Origin of the sequence: Leptothoe spongobia TAU-MAC 1115 (genome assembly GCF_018739885.1) — a bacterium.
Taxonomy (GTDB): Bacteria; Cyanobacteriota; Cyanobacteriia; order Phormidesmidales; family Phormidesmidaceae; genus Leptothoe; species Leptothoe spongobia.
Map to the genome: position 1 here is coordinate 1 of NZ_JADOES010000060.1, position 25,574 is coordinate 25,574.

26 protein-coding genes and 3 pseudogenes are annotated in these 25,574 nt (G+C 49.0%); 18 read left to right on the forward strand and 11 right to left on the reverse strand.

Annotated elements, in window-relative coordinates; genetic code table 11:
• Nucleotides 1-68: 68 nt before the first annotated feature.
• Both IXB50_RS20505 and IXB50_RS20510 read right to left on the reverse strand, forming a co-directional pair.
• Entirely contained in the window at nt 69-557 is a 489-nt protein-coding gene (locus IXB50_RS20505) for a GTPase domain-containing protein (RefSeq protein ID WP_246564798.1), read from the reverse strand.
• A gap of 127 nt (nt 558-684) precedes the next feature.
• Nucleotides 685-1,809, reverse strand: coding sequence for an NAD(P)/FAD-dependent oxidoreductase (locus tag IXB50_RS20510; RefSeq protein ID WP_215610864.1), 1,125 nt, complete (start codon nt 1,807-1,809; stop codon nt 685-687).
• A gap of 242 nt (nt 1,810-2,051) precedes the next feature.
• Here IXB50_RS20510 and IXB50_RS20515 point away from each other — a divergent pair, with 242 nt between their 5' ends.
• Complete coding sequence (locus IXB50_RS20515; RefSeq protein ID WP_215610865.1) at nt 2,052-2,636, forward strand: DJ-1/PfpI family protein; 585 nt, start codon at nt 2,052-2,054, stop codon at nt 2,634-2,636.
• A 202-nt stretch (nt 2,637-2,838) separates the two neighbouring features.
• On the opposite strand, the gene IXB50_RS20520 is transcribed toward IXB50_RS20515, so the two are convergent.
• A complete protein-coding gene (locus IXB50_RS20520; protein WP_215610866.1) occupies nt 2,839-3,813 on the reverse strand; it encodes a metal ABC transporter solute-binding protein, Zn/Mn family in 975 nt (324 codons plus the stop codon).
• Nucleotides 3,814-3,943: 130 nt separating this feature from the next.
• On the opposite strand from IXB50_RS20520, the gene IXB50_RS20525 reads away from it, so the two are divergent.
• Complete coding sequence (locus tag IXB50_RS20525; protein ID WP_215610867.1) at nt 3,944-4,132, forward strand: hypothetical protein; 189 nt, start codon at nt 3,944-3,946, stop codon at nt 4,130-4,132.
• Between the two features lie 43 nt (nt 4,133-4,175).
• Nucleotides 4,176-4,916, forward strand: coding sequence for a metal ABC transporter ATP-binding protein (locus IXB50_RS20530; protein WP_215610868.1), 741 nt, complete (start codon nt 4,176-4,178; stop codon nt 4,914-4,916).
• Nucleotides 4,917-5,503: 587 nt separating this feature from the next.
• Here the strand turns inward: IXB50_RS20530 and IXB50_RS20535 are convergent.
• Complete coding sequence (locus IXB50_RS20535; protein WP_215610869.1) at nt 5,504-6,346, reverse strand: metal ABC transporter permease; 843 nt, start codon at nt 6,344-6,346, stop codon at nt 5,504-5,506.
• 107 nt (nt 6,347-6,453) lie between these two features.
• On the opposite strand from IXB50_RS20535, the gene IXB50_RS20540 reads away from it, so the two are divergent.
• On the forward strand, nt 6,454-6,927 hold the full coding sequence (locus IXB50_RS20540; protein ID WP_215610870.1) for a GNAT family N-acetyltransferase: 474 nt from the start codon (nt 6,454-6,456) through the stop codon (nt 6,925-6,927).
• A 674-nt stretch (nt 6,928-7,601) separates the two neighbouring features.
• On the opposite strand, the pseudogene IXB50_RS22910 reads toward IXB50_RS20540, so the two are convergent.
• Nucleotides 7,602-7,847, reverse strand: a pseudogene (locus IXB50_RS22910) (molybdopterin-binding protein); the annotation flags it as partial.
• 137 nt (nt 7,848-7,984) lie between these two features.
• Between IXB50_RS22910 and IXB50_RS20550 the strand changes: the two are divergent.
• Together IXB50_RS20550 and mazF are read left to right on the forward strand one after the other, a co-directional pair.
• Nucleotides 7,985-8,227: an AbrB/MazE/SpoVT family DNA-binding domain-containing protein gene (locus tag IXB50_RS20550; protein ID WP_215610871.1), complete on the forward strand. Its 243-nt coding sequence runs from the start codon at nt 7,985-7,987 to the stop codon at nt 8,225-8,227.
• A 92-nt stretch (nt 8,228-8,319) separates the two neighbouring features.
• Complete coding sequence (gene mazF / locus IXB50_RS20555) at nt 8,320-8,661, forward strand: endoribonuclease MazF (protein ID WP_215610872.1); 342 nt, start codon at nt 8,320-8,322, stop codon at nt 8,659-8,661.
• A gap of 140 nt (nt 8,662-8,801) precedes the next feature.
• Here the strand turns inward: mazF and thrS are convergent.
• Together thrS and IXB50_RS20565 are read right to left on the reverse strand one after the other, a co-directional pair.
• Nucleotides 8,802-10,660, reverse strand: a pseudogene (gene thrS, locus IXB50_RS20560) (threonine--tRNA ligase).
• Between the two features lie 659 nt (nt 10,661-11,319).
• Nucleotides 11,320-11,559 carry a hypothetical protein gene (locus tag IXB50_RS20565; RefSeq protein WP_215610873.1) on the reverse strand — a complete coding sequence of 80 codons (240 nt, stop codon included), beginning with the start codon at nt 11,557-11,559 and terminating at the stop codon, nt 11,320-11,322.
• 740 nt (nt 11,560-12,299) lie between these two features.
• On the opposite strand from IXB50_RS20565, the gene IXB50_RS20570 reads away from it, so the two are divergent.
• On the forward strand, nt 12,300-12,986 hold the full coding sequence (locus tag IXB50_RS20570; protein ID WP_215610874.1) for a hypothetical protein: 687 nt from the start codon (nt 12,300-12,302) through the stop codon (nt 12,984-12,986).
• A gap of 70 nt (nt 12,987-13,056) precedes the next feature.
• On the opposite strand, the gene IXB50_RS20575 is transcribed toward IXB50_RS20570, so the two are convergent.
• Complete coding sequence (locus IXB50_RS20575; RefSeq protein ID WP_215610875.1) at nt 13,057-13,953, reverse strand: LysR family transcriptional regulator; 897 nt, start codon at nt 13,951-13,953, stop codon at nt 13,057-13,059.
• 171 nt (nt 13,954-14,124) lie between these two features.
• Between IXB50_RS20575 and IXB50_RS20580 the strand changes: the two genes are divergently transcribed.
• Together IXB50_RS20580 and IXB50_RS20585 are read left to right on the forward strand one after the other, a co-directional pair.
• Nucleotides 14,125-14,886 carry a DUF1330 domain-containing protein gene (locus IXB50_RS20580; protein ID WP_215610876.1) on the forward strand — a complete coding sequence of 254 codons (762 nt, stop codon included), beginning with the start codon at nt 14,125-14,127 and terminating at the stop codon, nt 14,884-14,886.
• Nucleotides 14,887-15,249: 363 nt separating this feature from the next.
• Complete coding sequence (locus IXB50_RS20585; protein WP_215610877.1) at nt 15,250-16,167, forward strand: hypothetical protein; 918 nt, start codon at nt 15,250-15,252, stop codon at nt 16,165-16,167.
• 182 nt (nt 16,168-16,349) lie between these two features.
• Here the strand turns inward: IXB50_RS20585 and IXB50_RS20590 are convergent, their stop codons facing one another.
• Nucleotides 16,350-17,219, reverse strand: a complete 870-nt coding sequence (locus IXB50_RS20590) for a LysR family transcriptional regulator (RefSeq protein ID WP_215610878.1) — start codon at nt 17,217-17,219, stop codon at nt 16,350-16,352.
• A gap of 106 nt (nt 17,220-17,325) precedes the next feature.
• On the opposite strand from IXB50_RS20590, the gene IXB50_RS20595 reads away from it, so the two are divergent.
• The 4 genes from IXB50_RS20595 (at nt 17,326) to IXB50_RS20610 (ending at nt 19,049) form a co-directional block, all read left to right on the forward strand.
• On the forward strand, nt 17,326-17,700 hold the full coding sequence (locus IXB50_RS20595) for a hypothetical protein (RefSeq protein ID WP_215610879.1): 375 nt from the start codon (nt 17,326-17,328) through the stop codon (nt 17,698-17,700).
• Nucleotides 17,673-17,978: a hypothetical protein gene (locus IXB50_RS20600; RefSeq protein ID WP_215610880.1), complete on the forward strand. Its 306-nt coding sequence runs from the start codon at nt 17,673-17,675 to the stop codon at nt 17,976-17,978. The genes IXB50_RS20595 and IXB50_RS20600 overlap by 28 nt, the downstream gene beginning before the upstream one ends.
• A gap of 123 nt (nt 17,979-18,101) precedes the next feature.
• Entirely contained in the window at nt 18,102-18,530 is a 429-nt protein-coding gene (locus IXB50_RS20605) for a hypothetical protein (protein ID WP_215610881.1), read from the forward strand.
• Between the two features lie 24 nt (nt 18,531-18,554).
• Entirely contained in the window at nt 18,555-19,049 is a 495-nt protein-coding gene (locus tag IXB50_RS20610; protein ID WP_246564804.1) for a cupin domain-containing protein, read from the forward strand.
• A 130-nt stretch (nt 19,050-19,179) separates the two neighbouring features.
• Here IXB50_RS20610 and IXB50_RS20615 read toward each other — a convergent pair whose 3' ends face one another.
• Both IXB50_RS20615 and IXB50_RS20620 read right to left on the reverse strand, forming a co-directional pair.
• Nucleotides 19,180-19,821: a Uma2 family endonuclease gene (locus IXB50_RS20615; protein ID WP_215610882.1), complete on the reverse strand. Its 642-nt coding sequence runs from the start codon at nt 19,819-19,821 to the stop codon at nt 19,180-19,182.
• Between the two features lie 132 nt (nt 19,822-19,953).
• Nucleotides 19,954-20,343, reverse strand: coding sequence for a Fur family transcriptional regulator (locus IXB50_RS20620; RefSeq protein WP_215610883.1), 390 nt, complete (start codon nt 20,341-20,343; stop codon nt 19,954-19,956).
• A 116-nt stretch (nt 20,344-20,459) separates the two neighbouring features.
• On the opposite strand from IXB50_RS20620, the gene hemB reads away from it, so the two are divergent.
• From hemB to IXB50_RS20645, 5 genes and pseudogenes are all read left to right on the forward strand, one after another.
• A complete protein-coding gene (gene hemB, locus IXB50_RS20625) occupies nt 20,460-21,563 on the forward strand; it encodes a porphobilinogen synthase (protein ID WP_216867706.1) in 1,104 nt (367 codons plus the stop codon).
• A 33-nt stretch (nt 21,564-21,596) separates the two neighbouring features.
• Nucleotides 21,597-22,817 carry a metal ABC transporter solute-binding protein, Zn/Mn family gene (locus tag IXB50_RS20630; RefSeq protein WP_215610884.1) on the forward strand — a complete coding sequence of 407 codons (1,221 nt, stop codon included), beginning with the start codon at nt 21,597-21,599 and terminating at the stop codon, nt 22,815-22,817.
• Nucleotides 22,818-22,853: 36 nt separating this feature from the next.
• Nucleotides 22,854-23,618: a metal ABC transporter ATP-binding protein gene (locus IXB50_RS20635; protein ID WP_215610885.1), complete on the forward strand. Its 765-nt coding sequence runs from the start codon at nt 22,854-22,856 to the stop codon at nt 23,616-23,618.
• A gap of 19 nt (nt 23,619-23,637) precedes the next feature.
• Nucleotides 23,638-24,477: a metal ABC transporter permease gene (locus IXB50_RS20640; RefSeq protein ID WP_215610886.1), complete on the forward strand. Its 840-nt coding sequence runs from the start codon at nt 23,638-23,640 to the stop codon at nt 24,475-24,477.
• Between the two features lie 235 nt (nt 24,478-24,712).
• Nucleotides 24,713-25,498 (forward strand): annotated as a pseudogene (locus IXB50_RS20645) (CobW family GTP-binding protein); the annotation flags it as partial.
• Between the last annotated feature and the right edge of the window lie 76 nt (nt 25,499-25,574).

The following is a 25,574-nucleotide window of genomic DNA, read 5'->3' on the forward strand; positions in this document are numbered from 1 at the left end:
TTAGGCTTTGCCAGTCCACTGGATGTTTTGCCTAGCCTAGCTTATCTCTAACAGGTGCTGATTAGACACTAAGGGGTCTGGAGTGCCCCTAGAATCTGTTGGCGCTGCTCCCAGATTAAATGGCGAGCATCCACCGGAATAAATCTCACCTGGGTAGTTTGTTCCCAGCGGTCCAGCACCTGTTGGGTAAGCTCAGAGGCCATGACCTTATCCCAGAATGTGATGACTACCACCCCTTGCTTCCCGGCAACTAACGGTAGCAGGTCGGCCAGATCATTATCAATATGTGTGGCTTTGACCAACAACACAATAGTGTCATGTGTGTGGAGTTGGGCCAGGGCCGTTCGGGTGGTGGCGGTGTCGGCACGAAAGAGAATGCCTGGGGTGTCGATCAAGAGATTGTCGCCTGCCGGATAGCGATCGCAAGCAATGGTTGAGCCCTGAATGTTGGTACTGGTGGGGCATTGTCCGGTGAGGGCCGCCGCTAGGGCAGATTTACCAGTACTTTCTTTGCCGATGAGAACAATCGTGTGCTGGGCAGGCAAGGTATTGTGCATGGGTGGATGGGGAGTGGGGAAGGGGAGAGTAGATGAGTGGATGGGGTACTTCCCTGACTTCTGACTTCTGACTTCTGACTTCTGACTTCTGACTTCTGACTTCTGACTTCTGACACCTGACACCCAGCTAACAAATGCAGTCGTTGTCGCAGCAGGAGAGGTCGTCGAGAAAGAGTCCGGCCTGGCGGTAGGCATCGAGGGGGGTGGGGTCGATGCTGAGGCGCTGGGCGATCTCATTGGCGATGACGGCAAACCGCTGACGAAATTTATAAATAAAGCAAAAAATCAGGTCGCCATGGCGGACGGAGGGACCACTCACAAACAGACCTGGGGTGAGGGTGGATTCGTCATTTTCTGTGAGGGCTGCATAGCCTTTGGACCAGTCGAACAGGGGAAAAATCTGTTTCAAACTGGTGTCGAAACCGGTGCAGAGAATCGGGGGATGGGCCGTCATCCACTTCTGGTATTCGCTGTAGATCGCGTAGCCACCGGGGATGGGTTTGACCTCTTCAATGGGGGCGTTACCCACCAGGTCCAGACGACCGGTGCGATAGACAAATTCCAGACGCTGCAGGGTGTAGGGCGATAGGGAGATGCTGGGGTCGGTGTCGGGGTTCACCCAGGCTCCACTGCGATCTAGCACGCCGACGCTCTTTCCCAGAGCTATTAAATTGGCCGCCGCATCCATACCGCTTTCGTAACCACCGATAATGATGAATTCATCCCCCTCTAAATCGGTCCACGACCGAATCTGACTGTTGTGGAGGCAGTGCTCTGCCCCTGGGAAGGGATTAAGCTTAGGATATTGATATTCCCCGGCGGCCCAAATCACAAACTGGGTAGATATTTTGCCGCTGCTGGTGTGCAGGGTAAAGCCTCCCTGGGGCAAATGTGTAACGCTCTGCACATCCACCTCAGTTTGAATTGGTAACTCAAAGTGATCGGCAACCGTTTGCAGGTAAAGGGCGTACTGCTTGCCACTGACGTGCTCTTGACGAAATGCGATCGCAGGTGAGGTCTTCAATGTGACTGCATTCAGGTCGAGCAGTCCAAAGCCATGGCTGGGAAATGACGGCGTGATGAAGCTCATCTCCTTAGGCCAGCGGCTAAAGGAAGCTCCCACCTGGTGTCGGTCTAAAATCGTAAAGCGCTCCAGACCCAGCTCTTTGAGCACGACGCCACAGCCGATACCGGCAGCTCCCGCACCGACAATCGCAACGTCATAGGACAGATCCGTTTGGGGATGGCTCACACTGGTTTACCTGGATATTAAGGGATATGAGAATGATAATCATTATTATTTTCTTTGTCTAGGGGCTGTTGAGTTTCGGTGACACGGGCAGACCAATGGTGTCAGCTCTCTCTAGTTAGGGCACTCAGAGCGAGTTCGGTCAGATGCAGCAATTGGACTGGCATCATAAAGCAGAATTGGCTCTTTCTAGTAACTGGCTTTCAAATTATTTTGATTTTTGAAGAGATGAGTGAATTTTGAGAATGAACATTGGAATCTACATTTATGATGACGCAGAAGTTCTCGATTTTTCGGGACCATTTGAGGTTTTCTCAACTGCTTCGAGAGTTTCGAAAACGCCAAATCTATTCAGTGTTTTCCTAATAGGCGAAACTGGCAAGACAGTTACTGCTCGCGGTGGCTACGAAGTGAATCCAACTTACGGTATGTCAGATCATCCATCGATAGATGTGCTTATAGTTGTTGGTGGCGTGCATACAGGAGAAATGAAAAAGCCTCTTGTTTTGAAGTGGATCACAGAAGTGTCAAAGAAAGCAAATCTGGTTGCATCAGTTTGTACCGGTGCTTTCTTATTGGCAGAGGCTGGAGTACTCTCCAATCACACAGTAACGACCCACTGGGAAGATATCCCAGACCTCAGAAAAAGTTATCCGAAACTAGAGGTACTTGAAAATCAACGTTGGGTGGATGAGGGAAATATCGTAACGTCAGGTGGCATATCGGCGGGCATTGATATGAGCCTGCATTTAGTAAACAAAACTCATAGCCTAGAGTTAGCGGAAAAAACGGCTAAACAAATGGAGTTTGATTGGACAAAAAACATATAACGCCTCGTATGCAACGGACTGGCTTGACAGTAAACCACTGATACTCACCGTTGGAGAGAATGTAGGACATCAAATCCGAATTGAGGAAGTCCAGTTCACAACATGTAATCCTGTAGGGGTATCCCCTTGTGATCGCCTATGAGCTTAACCCATAGGCGATTGTGCGATCTCATGTAGCCATAAGACCAAAATGAACTACCGTTTAGTCGAGAAATGCCTTTGCAGCAAACTCATTGCAGCTGCCACCCAATCCGGTGACAATTGTGCAGGTATTGGTCATCAGCATGCCGGTGTAGGTCCCTGCGGGCGTGCCAGCTTCACCTAAGCTATCGGCATAAAGAGGCTCTTCTGAAATCCCAATATCTGTTTCCCTAGAAACCGCTTCAATCAGTCCAGGATTGCTAGTTGCCTCGATAAAAACACTGGGTATGTTGCTGTCTGCAACAACATCGATCAGTTCTCTTAAGTCGGCGGCTGACGGACGAGCCTCAGTGCTAAAGCTCTCCAAAGCAGCCTCAATGCGAATGCCATAGGCCTCGGCATAGTAGCCCAGCGCATCGTGGGTAGTTACAAGTACTCGCTGCGATTCGGGCACTGTATCTATCTGTTGTTGAATCCAAGTATCGAGCTGAGTTAGCTGAGTGATTAAGCTCTCTGCATTGGTTTCGTAAAGGTCAGCATTTTCAGGAAATGCCTCACTAAGCTGTTCCTCGATTACACGTACCATGGCAATGCCATTTTCCGCATCGTGCCAGACATGGGGGTCAGGTTCACCCTCTTCTTCATCGCCATGGTCATCATGGTCTTCTTCTTCCCCATGATCTTCTTCATCGCCATGGTCATCATGGCCTGCTTTCCCATGGTCATCATGGCTATCATGGCCCGCTTTGCTATGGCCTGAATGCTCATCATGACCGTGGTCATCATGGTCTTCTTCATCGCCATGGTCTTCATCGCCAAGGTCATCGTGGTCTTCTTCACCATGGTCATCATGGTCTTCTTCACCTTCGTGGCTGCCATGTTCGTGATGTGCACCTAAAAGCGGCTCGGGAACAGCGGCTTCGGAAACGGCAATTTCAGGGGTGTCTCCATCTGTTGCCTCAACCATTTGAATGATGTCTGGCTCGAACCCGTAGCCACCATACAGAACCAGATCGGCGTCTCCCCTACTCGACATCTTTAATTTCTTCGGAGAACCAGGGCAAGTCAATCAATTCTTCGATGAAAACAATCAGCCCAAGCTTGACGTTTCCTCCTTTTACCTTTTTCCAGAGCAAACGCCTGAACAGGTTTTGCAAACAGTGGTCATGCCTGAACTCATCAGTAACACAGGCTTTGATCCCCAGCCCCAAGAAAACTTTCCTGCCGGACTGGCGTACCAACTTTTACAGGGCGAAATGCTTCGCTATCTGATCATCGTGAGGCTTAACGAGGGTAGTGGCAGCGTTCTCCTGCTCAGTGAGTCTTTACCGGGGCTTGAACCCCAAAAGCCGTAGATAATATACACTGGCAAATCGATAATGATTATCATTTCTTACTATGCTAACGGTCCAGAATCTATCGGTTCACTATCGAGGTATCGAAGCCCTCACGGCGGTTTCGCTGACGTTGCGCCCAGGGGAATGGGTCGGGCTGATTGGTCCTAATGGTGCAGGAAAAAGCACCCTGGTTAAAGCGATTCTGGGTCTAACGCCCTATCGAGGGAAGATTTTATTAAATGGGGCTGCGCTGAAGCGACAGCGATCGCAAGTTGCCTATGTGCCGCAGCGATCGCAACTTGATTGGGACTATCCGATCACGGCCTGGAATGTCGTGATGATGGCGCAGACAAGGGCCCTAGGCTGGGGACGATCTCCCAATAGCAAAGCTAAAAAATTAGTCAGTGCAGCTCTGGATCGAGTGGAGATGTTACCCCTCAAAAACCGTTCTATCGGTCAGCTCTCGGGTGGTCAGCAGCAGCGAGTTTTTCTAGCTCGTGCTTTAGCCCAGCAGCCCAATTTGTTTTTGCTAGACGAGCCGTTTAGCGGCATCGATAAAAAAACAGAAGCCGTTATGCTGAGCATTTTCGCCGACCTCAGCCAGCAGGGTAAAACGCTGCTGGTGTGCAGTCATGAGTGGGGTGAGGCGCTTAATCGCTATGATCGCCTGTTGTTGCTCAATCGCCGCGTGCTCGCTAACGATACGCCCCAAGCGGTGATGACAATGGAAAATATTCAACAGGCCTATGGTGCAAATATCCAAGCGCTGCACAATCAGAATGGTATGCCGTTTGTTTGCTAGCTGAGGAAAAGCTACAGGTTTCAAACTGCACGCGGTTTACGACACGACTTGTAAGTTTAAGTATCGGCACATAGATAAAAGGGGCGCTCAGGGCTTTCCTCCCCGAACCCCTCCTATTCGTGGGGACCTCAACGTCCCCACACCCCTCGCACAATAAGTGATTGGTCAATAGCTAAACAGGGTTGCGGCAATATCGGTTAGGTGGGTTACGCTGCTCCGTATGCACTACGCACCGTAAAAGAGAAGTTATCTCTTTCAAGTAAGACATCTATTCAGACCAAGGGAACTTGCCTATGAAGGCATTTAGCCCTTGGCTTAGAAGAAGTCAAACATCGATGGAATACCCCTTTTTAGAATTTTGCGCGACTGAGCGTAAAATTCTAAACCGCTTTACCGAGATCTCCCAATCGATATAGCTATTTACCTGAATCCTCCGGTCCGAGGGTCAAGGGCGGCGGTCCGCCCTGCCAGGGGGTTTGGGGAACTCGGAGGGACCCCAAGCAGCCGGTTTTGCCCTTAACCAACACTTTAATCACAGACGCGCAACCTAGCCCAACCTTTGTGCGAGTTGCTGTAGGCCCTCGCAATCAAGCTTTAGATTGCCCTCGACGGCGAGTCAAAATCCCCTGACTCGGACTAAACAACAATGCCAACAGAAAACAAGCAAAAAGAGTCAGCGAGATCGCAGGCCCAGACGGCGTATTCACATAGTAGCTAATGTACATTCCCGTCAGGCAAGACAACACCCCCAGCCCTGCACCTACCCCCATCATCCAGTGCAGTTCTTTCGTGAGTAAATAGGCCGCCGCCGCCGGGCTCACCATCAGTGCTACCACCAAAATAAAGCCCACCGCCTTGATACTGGCGACAATTGTCAGCGTAATGGCCGCCATTAACCCAACATTCATCGCAGTCACCGGCAGGCCGATGGCTTCTGCCCCTAGCGGGTCGAAGGTGAAAAACAACAGCTCCTTATAGAACACCTTCACACCAACCAACACAGCCAGCATCACCAACCCAATTTCCCACACATCCGCTGGGGCAATGCTGAGGATATCGCCAAACAACAGATCTTCAAGATCTAAGCGGCTACCCAGGCTGGTAAACAGCACAATACCGAGGGAGAAAAAGCTGGAGAAAGTGATGGCCATGGCCACATCGACCTTGATTTTAGATTGCGAACGAATCCAGCCCGTGACAAAGGTGCCGAACATCCCCGAGATAAAGGCTCCGATAATCAAAGGAATATTTAGGAAATTTGCGATCGCCAGCCCCGGCAGCACCGCATGGGCCACTACATCACCCAACAGCGCCATCCGCTGCACCAGCAAATACGTGCCCACAATCGGACACAAAATGCCCATCAGCACACCTGCCATTAGGGCCTGCCGCATAAACTCATAATTCAAGGGGTCTAGCAGCCAGTCCATAAAGTCGCTGAGGGAATAATGATTGTTGTACGCTCATCTTATACGTTGATGATTCCTGTTACGATCGCCATGAACTTCAGCGGCGGCGAGCAAGTCTCCCACAGGCCATGATTCGGAAGTACGAGCCCGGTGATGAACTCACGATTGGCCGAATCTACTACGACGCAGTTCATCAACTGACCCGCGACGACTACACTAAGGAACAGCGTAACGCCTGGGCTACTCCCATTGAGGGCGGCGATGCGTGGGCTGAGAAATGGCGCAGGCGATGCGATCTCAAGCAACCTTGGGTTGCAGTTGTGGATGGCGATGTGGCGGGTTTTATCGAATTCGAGTCTGACGGTCACATCGACTGCACCTACGTATCCCCGGCCCATGCCGGCAAGGGACATATGTCGGCCATCATGGAGCGAATCTTTGAGGAGGCGCGACGGTCCAATCTGATCCGGCTCTACGCCGAGGTCTCCATCACAGCGCGCCCCTTCTTCGAGCGCCATGGTTTCCGCGTTGTTCGCGACAACCCACACAAAGTTCGCGGCGTTCCAATTTTGAACTACATCATGGAATGTTGGTTGCATTGAATTGCTGTCGTGCAAGCTCGGCACAAGTTGCTGAGTCTTGACCACCATTGAGAATCGCTAACATTTTGGATATTGGGTACCTCGTAAATAGTTGTACGATTTGGTGTTTCCGAAATCTCAACTTGCTGAATCACTGCCAAGGGGTCTAAAACCTCAAATCTGTTAGCAACAAAGACTGCCATTTCTTCCGTTGTCCCTAACGGACAATCAGGCCAATCATTGACCAGTTTCGGTAACGTCTTTAACCATTGAATTAGGTTATTTTCAGTTTCCACCATGTCGCACCCGTATATATCAGCGGTTGACTTTGGCGATGCGCAACAGATCGTAAACGTAAAATCATGCGGGTGAGGTGTTGCCCATATCGGTGGATTGTGATGCTCAAACCGGGCAACGGTTGTCACTCGATACCGAAAAACTATCTGACGTTGATCAGTGTGTGGACTTGTAAGAATAACTTTGCGGTAGGGAGGGGTTTGAGCATGTCTAGAATCAGCGGGATAATGCGATCTTGCTCGTTCCACTCGGCCTTCAGGACTATTTGACAGTTGCATGATTTTTGACAAGTGTTCTCTGTAGAAATCTAATTCTGTCCCATCGCAGACAATAATTTTGATCTCATTTACTCTAATAAAATAGAGCGTCCAGTCACCTGAAGGTAGTGCAAGTGGATCTGTAGAAGTTTTAATCTCCTGGTAAGACACCATCCGAAAGATTTCTCCAAAGCCGGGAAGTTGTTTATCTAGCAGGGGGGCAATGGCTTCAGGAGTGCCGTCCCGCCCGGTCACACCCGTGCCCCCGGTGGTGATGATGGCCTGCACCCCAGCATCGGCAATCCAGCGGGAGACCACCGCCCGAATTTGGTAAATGTCGTCGGGCACGATCATTTTTTCGGCCAGAGTGTGGCCTGCGGTTTGCAGGCAGTTCAAACCTCATTTTGAATACATTTGACTATATGCCAAAAATTATGTGTTGCGACTATGATGTAGATACACTGTATCTACATTTGAAGAGTCAAATTGTGATAGCTCAAATGTCCTAAATGTAAGGAGATCCTATGGTTGCAATGGTTGCTAAGTGGGGCAATAGTTTAGCTCTTCGGATTCCCCAATACATTGTTAAAGAAATTCAGATCACTGAAGGTACTGAAGTCGAACTTGTGGTGCTTGATGGGAACTTGGTAGTCAAACCCAAACCTCGTAAGCGTTATTCCTTGGAGGAATTAGTCGCTGGTATTACACCAGAAAATTTGCATTCTGAGGTGGAAAGTGGGGTGTCTATGGGGAATGAAGCTTGGTAAATCCGACAGAACGCTATACGCCAGGGCGAGGAGATATCGTTTATAGCGGTTCTCATTCGCACTGAATACACTCGGTTTTGAGGTTTCAGTGGTTGGCACTATCAAGGTGTGTTCAAAACAAGCCGGAACCGCTATATCTAGACTTTGACCCAACTAAAGGGCATGAACAGCGAGGACATCGACCTGCTCTGGTGATTTCACCTCGTAGTTACAATGCTAAAAGCTCCTTAGCACTGTTTATGCCGATTACTAGACAGCAGAAAGGGTATCCCTTCGAGGTTCTTTTGCCATCTGGGTTACAGGTTCAAGGGGTGATACTTGCTGATCAAATCAAGTGTCTGGATTGGAAAGCTCATAAAGTTCAATTTGTTGAAACTGTATCAGAAGACCTGATTGAAGAGGTGCAAGCAAAGGTTGAACCTCTAATCTTCTAGAGAGACATCTTTACTTGATCTGTTGCAAAGCGGCTAGATTCGGCTTAGGGCGAGACTGAGAAAAGAGACTCATAAAGATATGTCACTGGCTGTATTGGTGTAAGGGGGAAACCCTGCTGAAGCAGGAGAGACGATGACGGCTAAAAAATGTTTTTTTGTGCGATCGCATCTTTCAACTTCTCGATCACCTCTGGCACCGTCAGCGCCCCCAAATCACCACTCTGCCGGGTGCGAACGCCCAATGACTGAGAATCCACCTCTCGCTGGCCGATCACAGAAATAACCGGAATCTTCTCCAATTCTGCAGTGCGCATTTGCTTACCCAAACGCTCTCCGCTGGTATCCACCTCCACTCGGAAACCTGCTTGTTTCAAAGTTTGGGCCACCTGATTCGCATAGTCTCGCTGAGCATCACTCACCGGCAACAATCGCACCTGCACCGGAGCCAGCCACAGAGGGAAAATCCCCGCATAATTTTCCACTAGGATGCCAAAGAACCGTTCCAAAGAGCCAAAAATAGCCCGGTGAATCATAATTGGCCGCTGTCGGGAACCATCCGCCGCGACATATTGCAAATCAAATCGCTCCGGCAGGTTAAAGTCCACCTGCAGTGTGGAGCACTGCCACATCCGACCGATGGCATCCTGAATCTTAATATCGATTTTGGGACCGTAGAAGGCACCGCCCCCTCATCCGTTACGTAGGCCCACCCTTTGATATCGAGCGCCTTTTGTAACGACGAGGTGGCCAGTTCCCAAATGTCGTCGTTGCCCACAGACTTGGCCGGACGGGTGGACAGATTCACCTCATAGTCGGTAAAGCCAAAGTCCGACAGAATCTGTTCCGTCAGGTTCAGTACTCCTAAAATCTCTTCTGTCACCTGCTCCGGCAGACAGAAAATGTGAGCATCATCCTGGGTAAACCCGCGTACCCGCATCAGACCATGGAGCACCCCGGAGCGCTCATAGCGATACACCGTACCCAGTTCGGCCCAGCGAATCGGCAACTCTCGGTAAGAATGAAGCTGATGCTGATAGGTGAGCACGTGGAAGGGACAGTTCATGGGTTTGAGCTGATACTGTTGCGCTTCCACAGCAATCTGCTCAAACATATTCTCCTGGTAAAAGTCCAGGTGCCCAGACGTTTGCCAGAGGTCACGATTAGCAATGTGGGGGGTGTAGAGCAGCTCGTACCCACCCTGAAAATGGGCCTGCCGCCAGTAGTCTTCGATCAACAGACGCATGCGGGCTCCTTTGGGATGCCAGAACACCAGTCCACCCCCAGCCGCCTCTTGGATGCTAAACAGATTTAATGCCTGCCCCAGCTTGCGATGGTCGCGGCGTTTGGCTTCCTCTTTCTGCTTCAGGTAGGCCTTTAATTGTTCTGGCGTTTCCCAGGCGGTGCCGTAGATGCGCTGGAGCTGCGGTTGGGTTTCGTCACCCCGCCAGTAGGCTCCGGCCACACTTTCTAGGGTAAAGGCTTTGGGGTGCAGTTCGCCCGTGCGACTCAGGTGGGGACCTGCGCACAAATCCCACCAACAATTTGCCTGATCAGAAGGCTTAGCCGATGGCGAGTCGAACAAAGACGGTTCTGCAGTGACTGGTAGCGGGTCAGGGCAACCGATGTAGTAGCGGGTGATCGCTTCACCGGAGGGAATGCTATCGAGAATTTCTAGCTTGTAGGGTTCGTTCAGTTGCTCAATTTCAGCGCGGATGTCATCCCGTGCTACCGTTTCGCGAATGATCGGTAGGTTTTGCCCAATGATGCGCCGCATTTTTTTTGTGATCTGCTTTAGATCCTCAGGCGTAAATGGGTCAGCCCAGTCAAAGTCGTAGTAAAACCCCGTATCTGTGCAGGGGCCAATGGTGACTTTCGTCTCTGGGAACAGGGTTTGCACTGCCATGGCTAAGACATGGGCACAGGTGTGGCGCAGCCGTGCTAGCTGATCTGCATCACTGGGGCTGGTTGCGGACTGCGGTCGGGAGACTTGACTGACCATGGAAAGTCAAAATTGAGAATGATAATCATTCTCAATTTATCACAGTGGTAAAGAATTGAGTGCTTTGGCAATGGATGGGGTTTCTTACGTCTTATCCTCGGTTAGGCGCAGGAATTTAATAATGTGAATGTACCGATTTCTCCCCTCTCGGAAGGCAGGGTCTTTCGTGTTCACCAGAGAAAATCTGTAAGGTTTATAACTTCGTTCATACTTAATTGAGATATGATCGGAGGGAACCAAAACCGGTTGCTTGGGGTCCCTCCGAGTTCCCCAAACCCCCATGGCTAGGGCCGGAAGGCCGCCCTAGGACCCAGCCTACTGAGTTGTCCTCAATTGCATAAATAGGGGTTACGGTGGGGACAATTAATCAGGTTATCGCATTGTTGTTTGGCGCGACGTTGTTGGAAACTCTTTTTCATCGTAATTCCAAACGTTGGATACGGATATTCTGGAGGGTGGGCATGGCCCGCCTCCAAGTAGAGCATAGAGCATGTCTCTGATGAGATTGTTTCTGTACCATCGTTTGCTAGTGAGTTACAGCTGACGATCAAGGAGTTGTTTGTTTGGCTACTGATGTAAGACATGTGTAGTTGCCAGTAAGCTACATAACTTTCGGACCGAGCGATCGCACCCTCCTCAGACAGTGCGATCGCATTGCCCTAGCTAATCTTCACTTTTTTGGTCAAAATCGCCATTACCTCATTGGGTCGCCCGGTGGGTAGCGGACGGCTCCAGTCGTTGGGCTCGGTGTAGTTGAGCTTATGCAGTAGTTTGATGGTGGTCTGCACAAAGGTCAAACTGCCCAGCAGCAGATGCCGTCCGGTTTCATAGGAGGCTTCTGGCAGCATGGCAGGGTGATTAGTGAGCGCAGATGCGCCCTGGGTTGGGTCTTGGAACATGGTTCTGGTTCTCCAGAGATACGACAAGGAAAGCCAGAACCTAATACTCAGCCCCCGCGATGTATGGCAAATCGCAGGGGTTGAGGCATAATAAGCCCAGCCCAAGGATTGCTAGGTAATCCGCGGGTCAGCCATCGGTTAGGTGTAGTAGCACCTACCGATGGTGCTGAATTATTAGGTTCTAGTAGAACAGCTGCACTTGCAGCATTGGGTTACTGTAGACCGGGGGTTAGGCTTTCGTCAAGCTAGCGTAATGGGCTGTATCACTCTGTTATCAAGGCACTGAGAGGATACTTCTAACCTGAAAAATGCTCATTTCACTGGTTTAACCGTCAAAAATGGTAGATATTGAATCCTATTGAGCAAGGATAGTCTTAGCGACCTACTAAGGCGTCACACCCATGATGAGTGTTGGTAGATAGGGCTCAATAGTTTATTTGAACTATTAAAGAGAGGTTAAAGCTTTCTGGATAACTCCGACTCTGGGGGTATTATCCAGAAAGTTTCTGGGTTAATTGCTTATAGGGTGTTTATCCAGAAAGTTTCTGGATAACTCCGACAGGGAAGTATTTATCCAGACAAAGTCTGGATAACGCGTAGTTATCCAGCGTAATTCTCAAACTACGAGCAGTCTTGAAGGGATATTGCATAAGCTATGTAGTAGAAAGTAAAGTATTTCTGAACAATGATTGTATAAAAATACAAATTCGGCTAGAGAGGATGAAATGTCAAAAAACACTATGGCGGCAGTAGCTGTATTTAAAGCACTAGAAGTATCTTTTTCAAAACTAGTTCCAGCTTTAAAGAAGCTTCCGCCTTGGGCAAGGTTTTTAATATTTGCTGTTCCGGTTGTAATGCTAACCTTACTGAGCATTTTGTTTATAGGACTTCTGTTTGGGATAATATGGATTGTCTACGAATTTATAAGTTCTGGAATATGGAAGTCTATCCCTGCTGAGGTTGGTGCATCAATAATTGCTGGATTATTTGCAGTTCTCACATTGATGATAGGCAATTATCTGACCAAGAAAAATGAAATAGAAACAGCATTAGAAATTAAAAGAATAGAAGAGCGTGAAGCTGCAAGAGTAAGAGAGGATTCTGGAAAACTAAAAAAAGAAAAACTCTATTCAGAGATTATAAATAAACTGACTGTTTTACTTTCAGATGGTTCTCTGCAGAATGAAGCATTGAGCAGTTTTTATGGGAGACTCTACACTCAAGGTTCATCAGAAATTATTTCTGATTTTCTCGAAATAGCCCAAGTGCCTGAGTTACTTACTACCCAAGGACCTGTACAGAGCATCGATATTTACAATAAAGTAAATGTATTAATTGGTAAACTTCGTAATGACTTAGGATTTAGAAACTCAAGAGATTTTCAACTCAGTTACATGTTTATCCCTCTCAATTTAAATAAAGAGTAGTAAGCATATATCAATATCAATATTTAGGAGTGAATTAGGCTAAGTGGTTCGGCAAAAATAGTTTTATGTTTCATTGACAACCTTGCTGAATCAGCCCCTTCCGTCCTTCCAATACATCTCGTTTATGGCGAAAGGCATCTGTTATAAAATCTATGAAGGTCTGAATTCGCATAGTCGAGACTAGATCCTTGTGGGTCAAAACCCAGATATCATGGCAGGGCACACTCCTACCTGGAGGAACTCGCTGTAATCTGGAGTCAGAATCGCCCACAAAGCAAGGTAAGCGAGCAAGGCCCAACCCTTCTTTAGCAGCAGCTAGTTGGGCTAAAATGCTAGCTATCTGACCTCGAATCGACAAATGGGGAAACTCGCTCTGTTTGACCCAATCAGGATACGGGGTGGGAGAATCCCAGCCAATCCAGTGTGCTTTCTCTGTTGTCAGCTCATGGGTTTCTAAGTAGTGACTAGACGCATAAGTTGCGCAGTGATAGCGAATCACTTTACGACCCACCAGGTGCTCTGGTGGGTTATTTGTCACTCGAATAGCAACATCAGCCTCTCTCTTACTGAGGCTCAACATGTCGCAGGAGATAACTAATTTTAGATTGACATCTGGATATATCTCCATGAAGCGAACCATATCTGGCATTAGTAGATTTAAAGCCAAATGCTCCGGCATCGTGACTCGGATATCCCCCTGCAAACGGATATCTTGTCCCAGGATGTGACGCTCGATGCCATTGATCTCGTCTTCAATGCGAATAGCAGCTTGAAGCAACTCTTTGCCGGTTTTTGTTAGCGTATACCCACTGGGGAGGCGATCAAACAGACGCGTTTTTTGAGTGGATTCAAATGCTTCGATACGGCGGGTAATAGTTGAATGATGAATGCCCAGCTTAGCGGCAGCGGCCCGAGCAGAACCTTCCTGCGCAACCGCTAAAAAAAATTTCAGGTCATCCCAGTTCATATCAATATGTCCTTGATGAGTGGTGCATTTTTACATCGACCAGGTGATTTTTTAGGTCTACCCGTAGCAAGAATACACACATATGATCGAATTGGCTTCAGAGAAATATAGAAACTCCCGAGGTACAAATGGTCACCTCTATGAAGCGCTTACTCTATTCGGTAAAGAACGATGAATAAAATAATTACTTACTTGGCAGGAGCTACGTTGTTTGCGATCGCAGCCTGCACACCACGAGCAGAAACTACGCAACAAGTCTCGACTACACCAATTGCTCAGTCACCCTCCGAAACTGACGAATTAGTGCTAGTTGATCTTGTTGTCATGAATCCCGGCTACGATATTGAAGATCGCGAAGCCTACGAAGCTGCCCTGTTGCCTATTGTCCAGCGATACAATATTAAGCGAATTAGCTCCTACGACATTGTTCAGCATTTAGGTGGTAAAGCCGAAGATGCTATCAGATTAAATCTCTGGAGTATTCCTAATTCAGAGGTAATCCAGGTGCTAGGACAAGATGCCGACTATCAGGCTCTGGAAAATATGCGTAATGAACTGCATGATTTTAGCCAACTCACCTTATACACCGCCGAGACTGTTGAACAAGACCTGTCATCCAATGCACCACTCTATTTGGTTGACTTTGCGGTGATGAACGACGGCTATGACTTAGAAGATAGACGTGGTTATGTAGCGGATATCCGCCCGATTGCTCAGAAGTACGGCGCAGAAGTCACCCAGTCCTACGAAATGGTCAACTACTTGGGTGGCACTGTCGAAGACGTCATCAAGCTGGATATATGGACGTTGCCAGGGCCAGAAGCTGTGCAGCAGTTGAATGAAGATCCAGAATATCAGGCAATCATCCCATACCGGAATGAAATTCACGACTTTGATGCGCTCACCTTGTACTTTGCTAAGTCTACAAACTAGCGCTCTGACCCTGAATGGCAACCAGTGCATATTTACACTGGTCAAGTTGATTTTTGAGTATACACATTACAAAAAAGTGTTTATATAATCAGCAAGCTGTAGGGTACGTACTTTGCTTCAAGTTCTCACACTCTATCGATAGATTTTTGGGACCGCACCCTGCTCATAAATTCCTTGAAGTCAGCGATCTCAGTCTAATATAGTTTCTGAGGCGGATACGGACAAAGCCCTTGGCCTTGACGCCTAACTCTGCGCAGGAGCGGACGGAATGAATAACTTGAGTTTTGATGCAAAAATACTGGCCGCCGCTCAGTTCCCTGTTATGCGTCTTAAAGTAATGCCTAAATTGGTATGGGATGGTTCATGAGGATTGTCGCAATCGGAGAAGGAAACGCCCAGGTTATTCACAAAATCGACTCTGATGGCAACATACAAGGTATAGGGGTGAAAATTCAAACGGGTGAGTCGTTGATTGATGCGCTCAGGCGTGCCAGTAAACTCAATCTCCTTCAAACTTCCCAACCATTGAGCGAAATTCCAGTCAACGTGGTCCCCCCGTTTGAGTATTCTCAGCGAGTTTATCGCCCATACAGATCCTTGAACTTGACTAATTTTCCGCAATATTTCTGCGATGCTGATATACTGTCACCTCCAATCAATGCGCATGCAGCGATCAATTCGGCACGCCAGATTGGGACATTGATCTCAAGGTTAGAAACCATTTTCGATGTGATCGAACCAGACGAGCGGAATGTCGACTCATTTGGCCATGAAATCAGAAATCTGATTTTGGTTGCATGCACGGAAGTTGAGGCCCAGGCGAAAGGAGTTCTTGAGGCGAACAACGTCGCTCCGCTCCGCAATAATTTCTCGATGCGAGACTATCGAAAACTTCTACCAGTGATGCTTCTGGATCAATACGTGGTGCGGATGCCGTACTATCCTCTCTTGGAAGCTAGATCTCCGTTCGCCAACTGGCAGCCATACCAAGAATCGACAGGACAATGGCGAACAGGACTTGATTGGTACGACGCTTACAATTCGATAAAACACGATCGAGAAGGACAATTTCACGAATCGAAATTGCGACATTTAATAAATGCCGTTCTCGCGTGTGTCGTCCTTCTTGAGTCGCAGTTCGGACACAACGTCCCTTGGACAGACTCCATTCAATCTCGCTTCAACATTACGTCAAGGCCGTCTTTGCCATTAATGTGTTGTGAACATGATAGAAGTCCTGTTCCGAATGGGACGTGGACTCATGTCGATTTCCCTTTTTGAATTGGCAAAATGACGCATAACAATACGATGCACGCGAAGCCGGACTTGCGTGTGGTTTAGAAAATGGATGATCAATCATTCCGGCTCGGTGATCGTAGACGTTATGCCGCCAATCCAATAGCTGTAGGCTCGATATGGCGTAATTTTTTACGGAGAGCAGCTTAAGCTTCGTGCTGATTAGATTAAAATAAGTCGACTACCCACTGAGAACAAAAATCGATATATGTTCTAACCAGACGCGATAGATGTCGGCGCGACGGATAGAGCAAATTAAGCTCAGACATGGGCAGTGGATAATCTTCTAGCAGGTGTACTAAATCCCCCTTGAAGATCGCGGCTCGAGCAAGAAACGGCGGCAGTTCTGTAACATATACCCCTGCTATAGCCAATTCCAGAAGATGTAGGTAATCATTGACTTGAAGCCGTGGTGCAATTTGAATGGATTCACTCCCAAGTTGCCAGGTGATTGTATCGGCAGGGGCTTTCCAACTAGCACAAGGCATTTGAAGAAGCTGTTTAGGACTTTGAAGCGTCCCATATTTTTGCAGCAGACTGGAATTAGCGACAAGTACGTGTCGGTATTCTCCTAGCTTGTGCGCGATCGCTTGCTCATGTTTGCGATCGCCAATTCTCAGTGCCACATCAATCCCATCTTCAATCAAATCAACGCGGCGCTCGGTCACCAGCACATCAAATTTGACATTGGGATAGCGGACTTGAAAATCTTGTAGTAATTGTCGCCAAGGAACAAAACCCGGCGGCAGCGAAAGTCGCAGCTTACCGGAAAGATCGAGCTGGTCGCGATCAAGCGTAGACAGCCCCGTCTCAAATGCTTCAACCCCTTGATTTGCATATTGCCAAAAACTGGCCCCGGCATCTGTGAGCCTCAGACGTCGGGTAGACCTCTCTAATAAACGAACACCCAGGGCTTTCTCTAATGCTTGAATACGACGACTCACAGTCGCCACTGGCGTGCCCGTCCGTCGAGCCGTTTCCGAAAAGCTGCCATATTGAACCACCTTGACGAATAGGGCGATAGCGTTGAAGTTCACTATATTTTTCCATTTTTGAGAAGATGCCTCTCATTTTCGCCCACTACTCATCAAATTTGAAACAATCTATACTTCATAAATAACGACTTTTAGAGGTGATGGGAGCATGAAATTCACAATGCTTTTCTCATCGGCATTCGCTCTATGTGCTTTACCTATCTCAGTGATCGCTGAGACGGGGCCACCCCTGGCGTTTGATACTCAGCTCAATCCCGTAACAGGTGAACGCTCTGTTGAGCAAATCGTCCTTAAACACGGTGGAGATGTTCAAACGTACCGTATCGATGCCCTGCTCAATATTGCAGAAGATATCCCTGGCTTGGCACTCAGTTTTCCAGAACCGCTGAGGAATGCACCTGGTCCAGATTTTGTGGTGGCGGAGCTGGGTCTGCCTAAAGGAGCGCAGTCGAACGGGGGGCCGGGGGGGCAGCACCAGATGCCGATCGCCTCACCGTGTCTATTCCCAACGGGCAACGCATAACCATCGCTCACGACGGATTTGGTGAGTTTGGCCCCGCTGGCATGATCGCCAATCATGGTAATGCTGAGCTGACGCGGTCAGGGGTTCGAGTCGCCAGTATTTCAGGACTGGAGCTAGCAGACTTTGAGTCATTAGCCGTGATCGATTATTTCCGCATCTGGGTGGTTGCGGTTGATCTGTTAGATTTAGGCATCCTAGAGGGAGAATCTGTTGCGCAGGTGGAGCTGAGATCTGCGAGCATTTCGACCGAAACAGAGGTTGGCCCTAGAAACTGCTGACTGATTGATCCGGCTTTTGTGATGGGTTTACCAACCGAGTATTGAAGCTGCTTTATCAGAGTCAATGCTAAAGCTGAGAGAACGAATTATTTGCATGTTGCTGAATAAATAGGAAAACCGACGATGAGCCATCCGACGTTTCAGTCAGAGAACGCAAAGACAACTCGCATTCCTTTTCACAAAATTGGGGCTGTTTTCTACGGCCTGTGGGGTTTTTGGCACTTTCGAGTAGTCGCTTCGATGTTTGAGTTTGCGGCAACTCAAATGGATCAGGATGTTCTCCAGGCGCGCATTTATCAGGGCGCGTTTCATATTCTCTGGTTTGCAGTGGGTGCGGTTGCGATCGCCGTTCTATTCAACTGGCGCAACAGTCGCATTGGCTACTGGCTCAATCTCTTGATGATTGGCTGGACCGAGATTGGCCTATTCTTTTTCTTTATCGTACCCGGCTATTTTCCCTGGTTGCCGACGGGATTTGTCGGCCCATTACTGTGGATTTTTGCGGTTGCATTCACGACCCTTGGCTACTGCCTGAATCCGCGAAAAGTATGACGTTTTTATAGGAAATCAATGGTTATGAAAAAAGAATTTTGGTTGGCCCTACTAATGGGGCTGATTATCATCACCGGGCTACCGTTCATCACCGGTCAGAGTTGGGCAGAGACATCATTACCGAATACGCCCAATTTGCAGGCACAGGTACAGAGCGTTATTCCTGATGATGTGCAATGGAATCCAAACTCTGACATCGCAGGTATTGAAAGCGCGATCGCGCTAGGTGATCCGTCCAACTCAGAACTGTATGTTCTGTTTGGAAAAATGGAAAGTAGTGCGATATTTCCGGCCCACACTCACCCAGATGCTCGTATTACAACAGTTATCTCAGGAGTGATGTATTACGGTGTTGGAAAACAATTTGATCGCACTATTGTTCAGCCTTATCCAGCTGGATCGGTTGTCTATACGCCAGCAGGAACCTCTCATTTTATGTGGGCTCAGGACGGCGAAGCCGTGATGCAAGAAACAGGGTTTGGACCCACGGGGATAACGTTCATGACGAATGACAATTAATGGCTAGAGCAAGGCTTATGAAGTTTACAGTGGCAGCATAACAAATCGCTGAACCGGAACGAAATGTAGGGTACTTCCTGAATCTCTAAGTTTGTATCCGTCCGGTTAGCTCAACCGTTATCAATAGTCTCTAATCTTCTTTCCATAAAGCCTTAGCCGTTACTGCCAGTTCAGGGACAACAGTAGACCTAATATTATTATCACCACGAAACTGTTGTGGCATACCAAACTCACCTGTCTCGGGGTCCATCGTGTAAATAGACAACGTAGATTGCTTCGGATGACCGATATACCGCATCCCCCCTAACGCCCCATAGTCCACAATCCAATACTCTTCAACACCAATAGATTCATACTCAGCCAGCTTAGTCAAATAATCATCTCGCCAGTTTGTTGACACCACCTCAATCACCAAGGTTGGAGCAATATAAGCCATCGCAGAGCTAGACAGCCCCTTCATCCGTTCCCATTCAGCCTTGGCAAAAACAACAATATCGCCCCGTCTAGCAGTATCTCGTCCATTCCGAGAACCAATAGAAATTAACTTGGAACGCTTCGGTACAAAGGGCAAATTTTTCTCTAAACAATGCAGCCTGAGCAGATCATAAAGATTATCTGCCACATCCTCATGATTAGCAGTGGGATCGCTCATCGGCATCGGCTCACCCTCAATTAATTCATATAGACGATCATCACCGCTATCCCACACAAGAAAATCTTGCAATGACAATGGTGATGATTGCGAGGGTATTAAATCAACTGCTTGGGTCATACTGCATCACCACATGCTGTCCATGTTCTTACCGGCTTGCCACTTAGAGCCTTTAGGATGTGCTTTCTATTTTAGACGATGGGCATGATTGTGATGCTTACCCCCTTTTTTTAGCCCACTAAATCCCGAACCTTACCCACCTTGCACTGAGCAGGGTTCACAAAGGCCAAAGAATTCCAGGGTGTGATAATAGATTGTGAATGAGCTGGAGTGCTGGAGTGAAGACGCTAGCCCCTTCAAAGGGCATGTATTTAGCGGAAATGATTGCCCACAATCCAAGCAAGTCATATAGTGCCGGTCCTGCTCCACCGCATTGTAAAGCGTTTCCCCCGTCAGCGTTACCCGATGCTGCACCCTGCCCATCCGCTTTAGCGCATCCAAGGCTCGATATACCGTTGCCAATCCAATCCGCTGCTGTTGCTTGATCAGCGTATATAGTGCCTGGGCCGAAATTGGCTCACGCTGCTGCCGCAGTAACTGGAGTACCGCTGTTTGAGCCCGAGTACAGTGAACCTGAGTCATGGATTTTTTAAGGATGATGAACTGACAAGTCAGCGCTGGCGCTATCGCGTCAATTTCGAAAAACTGATGTAAGATGCTTAGGAATGATAATCATTATCATAACGGGTTTCCATCCTATGTCATCCACATCTATTTCACCCACATCTATTTCACCCACGTCAGCGCCCCCTCAAGCCGCCACAGATGCTGTTGAAGCGATAGTGGAAGCTACACCCGCTGATAATAATACTGGTCAAGTGCATCGTCCCCGGCGTTTGCGCCGTACTGGGGCGCTGCGACGGATGGTGCAAGAAACGGTGCTAACCGCCGCTGACCTGATTTATCCCCTGTTTGTCATGGAAGGTGAAGGGCAGCAGGAAGCGATACCGTCGATGCCCAACTGTTTTCGCTATTCCCTAGACCTATTGCTAGAAGAGGCAAAAGCGGTGTGGGAGTTAGGCATTGGGGCCATTGCCCTGTTTCCGTTAATTCCCCATCATCAAAAAGACAATGCTGGTACCGAAAGCTATAACCCAGATGGTTTAATCCCTCGGGCAGTGCGTGCCCTCAAGCAAGCGCTGCCCGAGCTGCTGGTGATTACCGATGTGGCGCTTGACCCCTATAGCAGTGAAGGTCATGACGGCATTGTCCAAAATGGTCAAATTCTCAACGATGAAACCGTTGCCGTTCTCGCTAAGCAGGCCCTGGTGCAGGCTGAGGCCGGGGCTGATTTTGTGGCCCCATCTGACATGATGGACGGTCGTGTGCGGGAAATTCGTAAGGCGTTGGATGCAGAGGGCTGGATTAATGTCGGCATTCTCGCCTATTCCGCTAAATATGCATCGGCCTACTACGGTCCATTTCGCGATGCCCTGGATTCTGCCCCCAAGTTTGGTGATAAAAAGACCTATCAAATGGATGCGGCCAATGCGAGAGAAGCCCTGAAAGAGGTCGAACTGGATATTAAAGAAGGGGCGGACATTGTCATGGTGAAACCGGCTCTGGCCTATTTGGATGTGATTTGTCGCATTAAACAACACACCAACTTACCCGTTGCTGCCTACAACGTCAGTGGTGAATACGCCATGGTCAAGGCCGCAGCGCAGCAGGGCTGGATTGATGAAAAAGCCGTCATGCTAGAAACCTTGACCAGTATGAAACGGGCGGGAGCCGACTTGATTTTGACCTATTTCGCCAAGGATGCTGCCTTGGCTCTACGCACAGAGAAGGGTAAAGCCTAAAGAATTAATGTTGTTTTTGAAGAGAGAACAGTAATGTCTAGACTGAGTTTTCAACGACAAGTACAGCAGTTATCGATTATGGCACTGGGTGCAATCATCACCCTGGGAGGCTGTACGACTTCTCCTACGACCACCAGCGAAGCAGAACCTTCAGCAGCAGCCCCTGAAGACTCACTACAGGTGGTCACAACGTTTTTGCCCATAACCCAATTCACCAAAGCGGTGGCGGGCGATCGCGCTGAGGTGGTACAGCTGCTACCCACCAATGTCGGTCCCCATGACTTCCAGGCCAAACCCAGTGATATTCAGGCAGTTGCCAATGCGGATGTGTTGGTCAAAAACGGTTTGGAAATGGAGTTCTTTTTAGATGACATGATCGAGAATGCGGAAAATTCCGATCTGGTCACCATCGACTCTAGCGAAGAGATTGCTGCATTTGCCGGTGGTGAAGAAGAAGGTCACGACGATCATGCCGAAGAGGGCCATGATGACCATGGCGAAGAAGGCCATGACGACCACGCTGAAGAAAAGGCCCACGACGATCATGACGAAGAAGGCCACGACGACCACGCTGAAGAAAAGGCCCACGACGACCACGACGAAGAAGGCCACGACGACCACGCTGAAGAAAAGGCCCACGCTGAAGTTGACGACCATGGCCATGCCCATGGTGAATTTGATCCTCACATCTGGCTGGACCCCAAGCGAGCCATTGAACAGGTGGAGAATATTCGCGATGGTTTGATTGCGGCTGATCCAGAAGGAGAGTCTGAATACACAGCTAACGCGGCTGCATTTATTACCGAACTGCAGGTCTTAGATGCTGACATTACGGAAATGTTGTCCCCCTTTGCTGGACAAACCTTTGTGGTGTTTCACGACTTCGCTGCCTACTTTGCCAGCAGCTATGGACTGGAAGCCGAGGTTCTGGTGGGTCTGCCCGAAGAGAACCCGTCTCCAGACGATGTGAAACGGGTGGTGGACACAGTGCAGGCGGAAGGGCTAAAAACCATCATGACCGAACCCCAGGCTGGCGACTCTTCTTTTAAGGCGATCGCACAAGATCTTTCCATTGGAGTCAGTGAGTTTGACCCCCTGGAGGTAGGTCTGACCGAGGCCGTAGAGCCCGACTACTACCTGACCACCATGCGTCAGAATGCGGAAAATCTGGCCAATGGCTTTGGGGCATCCACACAATCCTGGTATCCGTTCTGGGCACCTCAACCGGTGGCCGTCATCAATGGGTGGCTTTAATATGGAGGATGATTTTATGGGGCCAGGAGAAAACAGTTGAACGATCCAGTCTTAGTCGTCAAAGGGTTAACGGTTTACCGAGAGACCTATGCCGCTGTTCAGGATGTATCGTTTACGGTACCCGCTGGTATGGATACGGCCATTGTCGGTCCCAACGGAGCTGGCAAGAGTACCCTGATCCAGGCCATTCTGGGTATCTTGCCCTATCGGTCGGGGGAGGTATTTGTCCTGGGACAGCCCCTATCTCCTAAAGGTAAACTGCCCCCTGCGGTGAGACAACAGATTGCCTATTTGCCCCAAAATTTTCTGTTTGATCGCCGCATTCCTATTACCGTTAGGGAGTTTGTGGGTCTGGGTTGGGATCGGCTGGGCCTGCAGCTGCCCTGGGCTGGTGGGCAAGCCCGTCGCCACGCGGTGCAACAGGCATTGACCCAGGTGGATGCCTGGCATTTGTACCAACAGCCTGTGAGTGTGCTGTCGGGGGGAGAGCTGAAGCGGATACTGCTGGCCTATTGTTTGGTGCGGCCCCGCCGTTTGCTAGTTCTCGACGAGGCCCCCGCCGGGTTAGATGTGCGCAGCGAATCGGAGTTTTATCGGTTGCTGCACCAGCTTAAAAAAGATCAGGGCTGGGCCATTTTACAAGTCTCCCACGATTTAGATATGGTGCGTCGCAGCTGCGATCGCGTCCTCTGCATCAACCGCACCCTGCTCTGCCAGGGCACCCCAGACCATTCTCTCACCCCAGAGAATCTATCCCTGGCCTATGGCCCTGAGTTTGTTCGCTATCGCCATTCTTGCTAGTCTTGCTAATTTCTCAACCATGACCATCCAGTCTGAATTCACCCGTGTGATTGACCTGTTTCAACTGCCCTTTATGCACCGGGCACTGATGGGCAGTGTGCTCACTGGATTTATGGGTGGCTTAATGGGTAGCTTTACCATTCTCCGACAACTCTCTTTCTTTAGCGATACCCTGGGTCACTCAGCTCTGTTGGGCATCAGCATTGGCTTCTTGCTGGGGCTGGATCCTGGCTGGGTGTTGTTACCCTTTGCGGTTATTTTTGCATTGGGTGTAACCTATTTCCTGGAACGCACCCGTCTCTGGACCGACGCTCTGTTAAATATTATCTACTCATCGTCCCTATCCATTGGTATTATCCTGCTGAGTTTTCGGGACGACTATAAGGGCGGTATCACCCATCTGTTATTTGGTGATATTCTGGCCATGCGAACCACCGACTTAATCTTTAGCAGCGTGCTGCTGGTGGTATGTGCCATATTTATCGGCCTGACGTTGCGATCGCAAATTCTTCTGACACTCCATGAACCCATGGCCATCGCTCGGGGTGTATCTGTGTCAGCCCAGCGTACAGCATTTATTGTGTTGTTATCCCTGGTAGTGGGTATTTCCATCAAGGCCATCGGCGTCTTGCTGATTAGCGCCTTTGTCGTGATTCCCGCCTGCGCCGCCCGCCTCCTCAGCCGCACCTTTGCCCAGTACATCCTAATCTCAGCGGGCCTCGGTGCATTAGGAGCCGCCATTGGCATGATGGTCTCCGCCTTTTTCGATTTACCCTCAGGTCCCAGTATTGTTACCGCTCAACTGGCTATTTTTCTCTTAGCCATGCTCGCACCCAATAGACGCAAGTTAGCCCTGTAAAACCGTGGATTTGCCAATAAATAGAATACTCGTTTGAAATTGTGCTGTAGAACTTCCTCCCCTTTAGAAGGGGAGGTGCCGAAGGCGGAGGGGTTTCGACCAATAGCGCCAGTCTCGAAAACCCCTCCCTGACGGTTCCCCTTCTAAAGGGGAACCAAGTATCGCCAAGCCTCTTAAAGGTACATTATTTCCCCGCACACCCCCAACCCAACCAGTTGCTTCCGGAGTTCATACCATGACAACCTCAACAGCCCCCAGTCCCACCAAAAGAGGAATGCCCGTCACCATCATCACCGGATTTCTCGGCAGTGGTAAAACAACCCTTCTAAACCACATCCTCAGCAACAACAAAAACCTAAAAGTCGCCGTCCTAGTCAATGAATTTGGCGACATCAACATCGACAGTCAGCTATTAGTATCCATGGACGAAGCCATGGTTGAACTGAGCAATGGCTGCATTTGTTGCACCATCAACGATGACCTGTTAGATGCCGTTTATCGAGTCATGGAGCGGGATGACCGCATCGACTACATGGTGATTGAAACCACAGGGGTGGCTGACCCACTGCCTATTATTCTCACCTTTCTGGGCACAGAACTACGAGATCTCACCCGGCTTGATTCCATCATCACCATGGTAGATGCGGAAACCTTTAAGCCCGATCATTTTGAGAGTGAAGCAGCATTGAAACAAATCACCTATGCTGATGTTACAATTGTAAACAAAGTTGATCTAGCGTCATCGGATCAGGTGAAGACGTTAGAAGAGTATCTTCGTAGCGTTAAAGAGGGGGCAAGGATTTTGCACAGTCAGCAGGGTCAGGTACCCCTGCAGCTAATTTTAGATGTCGGCTATAACAATCCCGAAGACTATGCTGAGCTAGAACACGAACATCATGGTCACGATCATGATCATGAGCACCATCATCACGATCACCATGGTCATGATCACCATGGCCATGAGCATCATCATCACGATCACCACGACCATCATCACCACTCCTCTCATCTGGATAATGAGGACCTGTGCAACTGAAATAAGCCTCATTCCAAACCCTTATATTTATTGAGATAGCGCCCTGTAAGCTCGATTTTCT